Here is a 4,971-nt window from a genome sequence, read left to right on the forward strand (position 1 = left end):
GGTCGCCACCGCGGCCGTCCCCGGCCCCTCGGCGCCCGCCGCCGCCGCGCGGACGGTCCGGCCCGCCGTGCTGCCCGCGCCCACCGGTCCGTACGCCGTCGGCAGCACGATCCTGCCGAGCCACCGCGGCCGTCCCCGGCCCCTCGGCGCCCGCCGCCGCCGCGCGGACGGTCCGGCCCGCCGTGCTGCCCGCGCCCACCGGTCCGTACGCCGTCGGCAGCACGATCCTGCCGATGGTCGACCACTCCCGCACCGACCCATGGGTCCCCTCCGCCGACGGACGGGCGCTCATGGTCACCGTCCACTACCCGGCCGCCCGCTCCGGCGACGGGCGCCCCGCCCGGTACGCGACCGGAGAGGAGGCCCGTCTGGCGACCGAACAGTTCTGGCCGGAGGTCTCCGGCGAGCTTCTGGCCGGAACCCGTACCCACAGCAGGACCGACGCAAGGCCCGCGCCCGGCCGACGGCCCCTCGTGCTGCTCTCGCCCGGCTTCAGCGCCTCCCGCTGGACGCTCACCCATCTCGCGGAGGACCTCGCCTCCCGCGGCTACGTCGTCGCCTCCGTGGACCACGCCTACGAGTCGTACGGCATCAGCCTGCCCGACGGCCGCACCCTCACCTGCGTGGCCTGCACGGCCCTCGACGAGCAGGGGGTGGACCCCGCCGTGCTGACGGCCGCCCGCGCCGCCGACATGCGGTACGTCATCGACCGGCTCACCGGACCCCGCCCCGCCTGGCGGGGCGCCGACGTCATCGACGCGCGCCGGATCGGCATGGCGGGCCACTCCATCGGCGGCGCGAGCGCGGCGACCGCGATGGTCGGCGACCCGCGCATCGACGCCGGGATCGACATGGACGGCGCCTTCTGGGACGACCTCCCGGCACAGGGACTGAACGGGCGCCCGTTCATGCTCCTCGGGACCCACGACGCCACGCATCTGCCCGGCGGGACCGACACCAGCTGGGACCGCACATGGGACCGGCTCGACGGCTGGAAGCGCTGGATCACGATGGCCGGATCGGAGCACTTCACCTTCTCCGACGCGCCCGTGCTGGCCCGCCACTTCGACCTGCCCCAGCCCCCGCTGCCCGCCGACCGGGCCGTCGCCCTCACCCGGACCTACGTCGCCGCCTTCTTCGACCGGCACCTGCGCGGACACGCCCGCCCGGTCCTGGACGGGCCGGTACCGGAGAACCCGGAGGTCCACTTCCAGCACCGGTGACGGACGGCTCCGCTCAGGAGCGGTACGGGGTGTTCTCCGCCGCCCAGTCGGCGAGGGCCCGCGCGCACTCGGCGACCGATTCGCGCCAGCTGCGCGCGGCGCCGTCCCCGGCCTCGTCGCTGACGTGCTTCACGATCCGCAGCGGCACCCCGGCATGACGGGCCGCCGCCGCGAGCGCGTACCCCTCCATGTCGACCAGGGGAGCCCGCTCGGCGAGCCGCGCCCGCGTGACCTCGTCGGAGACGAAGGCGTCACCGGTGGCGAGCACCACGTCGCCGCCGTCCGGCAGCGTCAGCGGAGCCCCGTACCGCTCGCCGTTCAGGGTGGCCAGACGCTCGCCGTCCAGGTCGTGCTGCACGACGGTGCCCACGACGTGGGTCCCCGTCCAGCCGGGCCGCAGCGCCCCGGCCGTCCCCAGGTTCACGATCCCGGACGGCCGGGGACCCCGGCCGAGGACGCTCGCGAGCGCGATCGCCGCGTTCACCTTGCCCATGCCGGTCAGCAGCACCGGCAGGTCCGTGTCCAGGAACTGCGCCTCCTCCTGTACGGCGAGGACGAGCAGCGGACGGTCGGCGGTGATGTCTCCCAGGAGTTCCATGGGGGTCACGCTAGTTCGTGGCCCCCGCCGCCGTACAACCCGGTGCCCCGCCCCTGGCCTCAGACCGGCAGCAGACGCCCGATCAGGGCCTCCAGCTGGCGGGCGTTGCGGCACGGGCGCATCTCGACGACCTCCGCGTAGACCGGGGCCACCGAGTCGCCCGTACCCCACAGCGAGGGCTGCTCGGGGTTGAGCCAGTGGACCCGGCGGGCCCGGTCCGCGATCCGCCGCAGCGCCCCGAGCCCCGGATCGGAGCCGTTGGTACGGGCGTCCCCGAGGACGAAGACGACCGTACGCGGGCCGATGGCCTCCGCGTACCGGTCGACGAATCCGCCGAGGGCCGTCCCGTAATCGCTCTGCCCGTGCCAGCCGGTCAGCTCCGCCTCCGCCAGGATGAGCCCGCCGAGACCCGCCGGATCCGCCGCGCCCCGCGCGACGAGCTCCGTCACCTCGTCGACCCGGTTGACGAAGGCGAACACCCGCACCCGGGCGAACTGGTCGTGCAGCGCCCGCACCAGCACCATCGTGAACTGCGCGAACCCCGCCACCGACCCCGAAACATCACAGAGCAGCACGAGATCGGGCCGCCGGGGGCGCCGCCGCCTCAGCACCGGCCGCACCGGCACGCCCCCGGTCGAAAGCGAGCCGCGCAGCGTCCGCCGCAGATCGATCTCGCCACGCGCCGCCCGGCGCCGCCGCGCCGCGAGCCGGGTGGCCAGCTTCCGCGCCAGCGGGCGCACCATCCGCCGCAGCTCCTCCAGCTGCTCCCGCCCGGCGAGCAGGAAGTCCACTCCGTCCGCCGTCCCCGCCACCGCCCGGCGCGCGATCTCCTCCGGGCCCCGCCGCTCCGCCACCCGGCGCCGCGCCTCGGTCCGCACCCGCTCACGGAAGGACTCGACACGGCGCCGGATCTCGTCGTCGAGCAGCCGGTCGGCGAACGCGGGCTCCGCCCCGCCGGAAGCCGCCCGGATCCGCTCCCGGACCCGGACGAGCAGCGTCTCGGGGCGCACCCGGGACAGCGTCTGGTACGAGGACCAGCCGTCCGAGCCCGCGACGGAGCCGACCCCGCCGAACCCGCCGAAGCCCCCGAACCCGCCCACCGCCTCCGCCGCGAGCCGGTCGAGCGCCCCCGCGTCAGCGGCGGCCAGGGCGTCGGCGAGACGCTCCCGCAGGGCGGCGAGATCCGCCGCCGTGTCCGCGTACGGCTCCGCCTCCGGGGTGCGGCCGAGCGGAAAGTACAGCTCGAAGACCTGATCGAACACCCTTCGCTGCCGCTCCTGGTGGAGCAGGGTCGCCGCCAGCGCCTCCCGCACCCGCTCCCGGTCCGTGAAACCGACAGCTTCGAGCGCGTACCCGGCGTCCACGGTCTCGCCCGTCCCGATCCCGAAGCCGTGCGCCCGCAGCGCCGCCGTGAACCCGGCGAGCCGGTCCGCCGTGCTCACACCGCGTCCAGGTCGAGCTTGGCCGCCGCCTTCGCGATGTCCTCCCGGTGCTTGAGCAGGACCCCCAAGGTCTCCCGTACGACCGTCTCCTCCAGCCGGTCCGCGCCGAGCGCGAGCAGGGTCCTGGCCCAGTCGACCGTCTCCGACACGGACGGCGCCTTGCGCAGGTCCATCGCCCGCAGCGCCCCCACGACCCGCACCACGGAGGCGACGAGCGCGGTGTCGAGACCGGGTACCTTGAGGGTGATGATCCGGCGTTCCAGCTCCTCCTCGGGAAAACCGATGTGCAGGAACAGACAGCGCCTGCGCAGGGCTTCGGACAGCTCCCGGCTCGCGTTCGAGGTGAGCACCGTGAACGGCCGCCGCACCGCCCGGATCGTGCCCAGCTCCGGCACCGTGATCTGGAAGTCGCTCAGGACCTCAAGGAGCAGCCCCTCCACTTCCACGTCGGCCTTGTCCGTCTCGTCGACGAGAAGCACGGTCGGCCCCTGCGAACGGATCGCGGTGAGCAGCGGCCGGGGCAGCAGGAACTCCTCGCCGAAGACGTCCGTGCGCGTCTCGTCCCAGGACTCGCCCCGCCCCGCGGTGATCCGCAGCAGCTGCTTGGCGTGGTTCCACTCGTACAGCGCGCGGGACTCGTCGACGCCCTCGTAGCACTGGAGCCGGACGAGCCGGGCCTTCGCCACCTCCGCGACGGCCTTCGCCAGCTCCGTCTTGCCCACCCCGGCGGGCCCCTCGACGAGCAGGGGCTTGCCGAGCCGGTCGGCGAGGAACACGGTGGTGGCGACGGCGGGCGACGCCAGATAGCCGGTGGCCGCGAGCCGCTCGGCGACCTCGTCGACGGAGCTGAAGAATCCGGTCGTCATGAACTGTCCCCCCGGGGAGCACCAAGGGCCTACCGATCAGTAGCCTCTGGGGTCACTCGACCAGATCGGGACCCCGCCGCACAACCACCGCGCGCGACCTCCTCCCGCGCCCCGCCCGCGCGTGACAGCACGTCACCGGCCGTCCACGGAGCGCCGTGACACACGGTCACCCCGTCGGCCGCCACGGTGGATTTCACGCCCGAGCGGGATTCTTCCGGCAGGACGCTTGTGCACGGCTCCGGGGGGCGTCACTCTCCTCGGTATGAACACGGCCAGGCATGCCAGTGAACGTCTGATGAGCTGGCCCTCGCTGACCCCCGGCCGCGCCCATTGCGGCGCCGAGCTAGGACTGGGGACCGCGACGGAGGAGATCGTCCACTTCCACGGAGAGCACGAGGCCGACGTGCATCTCACCCGGGCCATGGTCGCGAAACTGCGCCCGGCGCTCCTGGGCTCCAGCGCGGTACGGCTCCGCGCCGGCTCCGGCTGGGTGACGGTCCGGCTGGACATGGGCTCGGACATCGACCTGCTCGCCACCCTGGTGAGCGCCGCGCTCCAGGCCAACGGCGCACCCGACGCCGCCCCGGACGGCTGCACCCGCACCCTCCCGGTACCGGGCCACCGCTGACCCCGGGCCCGCGCCGCCCGGCCACGGCGCAGACGGTACGGAGGACCCGCGCGAGCCCGGCAGGGGAGGCCCGCGCGAGCCCGGCGCGCCGGTCGCCGACATCGGCGACCGGGAAGTCGGCGACCGCGCCCAGCGACTGGACCATGAGCCGGCCGGAGTTCTGCCGGTCGTAGCCGAGGTACACGGAACCGCCACGAGCCGAGCGCGGGTCCTG

5 protein-coding genes are annotated in these 4,971 nt (G+C 74.7%); 2 read left to right on the forward strand and 3 right to left on the reverse strand.

Annotated elements, in window-relative coordinates:
- Window positions 1-182 precede the first annotated feature (182 nt).
- Window positions 183-1,223 (forward strand): alpha/beta hydrolase family protein, encoded by a 1,041-nt coding sequence (locus BU197_RS30070; protein WP_188271504.1) that lies wholly within the window; start codon window positions 183-185, stop codon window positions 1,221-1,223.
- Between the two features lie 13 nt (window positions 1,224-1,236).
- Here the strand turns inward: BU197_RS30070 and BU197_RS30075 are convergent, their stop codons facing one another.
- Genes BU197_RS30075 through BU197_RS30085 form a run of 3 tightly spaced genes read right to left on the reverse strand, consistent with a single transcriptional unit; the run spans window position 1,237 to window position 4,129 of the window.
- Window positions 1,237-1,821 carry a nucleosidase gene (locus BU197_RS30075; RefSeq protein WP_188271505.1) on the reverse strand — a complete coding sequence of 195 codons (585 nt, stop codon included), beginning with the start codon at window positions 1,819-1,821 and terminating at the stop codon, window positions 1,237-1,239.
- A gap of 59 nt (window positions 1,822-1,880) precedes the next feature.
- Window positions 1,881-3,263, reverse strand: coding sequence for a VWA domain-containing protein (locus BU197_RS30080; protein WP_188271506.1), 1,383 nt, complete (start codon window positions 3,261-3,263; stop codon window positions 1,881-1,883).
- Window positions 3,260-4,129, reverse strand: a complete 870-nt coding sequence (locus BU197_RS30085) for an AAA family ATPase (RefSeq protein ID WP_188271507.1) — start codon at window positions 4,127-4,129, stop codon at window positions 3,260-3,262. Before BU197_RS30085 ends, BU197_RS30080 begins: the two co-directional genes overlap by 4 nt.
- A gap of 262 nt (window positions 4,130-4,391) precedes the next feature.
- Here BU197_RS30085 and BU197_RS30090 point away from each other — a divergent pair, with 262 nt between their 5' ends.
- Window positions 4,392-4,757 (forward strand): luciferase family protein, encoded by a 366-nt coding sequence (locus tag BU197_RS30090; RefSeq protein WP_223183452.1) that lies wholly within the window; start codon window positions 4,392-4,394, stop codon window positions 4,755-4,757.
- Window positions 4,758-4,971: the final 214 nt, after the last annotated feature.

The sequence above is a fragment of the Streptomyces sp. CBMA291 genome (assembly GCF_014596525.1).
GTDB lineage: Bacteria > Actinomycetota > Actinomycetes > Streptomycetales > Streptomycetaceae > Streptomyces.

Coding starts and splice junctions, on each gene's coding strand:
- BU197_RS30085 (WP_188271507.1), bottom strand. CDS start 4,129: ATGACGACCGGATTCTTCAGCTCCGTCGACGAGGTCGCCGAGCGGCTC.
- BU197_RS30090 (WP_223183452.1), top strand. CDS start 4,392: ATGAACACGGCCAGGCATGCCAGTGAACGTCTGATGAGCTGGCCCTCG.
- BU197_RS30075 (WP_188271505.1), bottom strand. CDS start 1,821: ATGGAACTCCTGGGAGACATCACCGCCGACCGTCCGCTGCTCGTCCTC.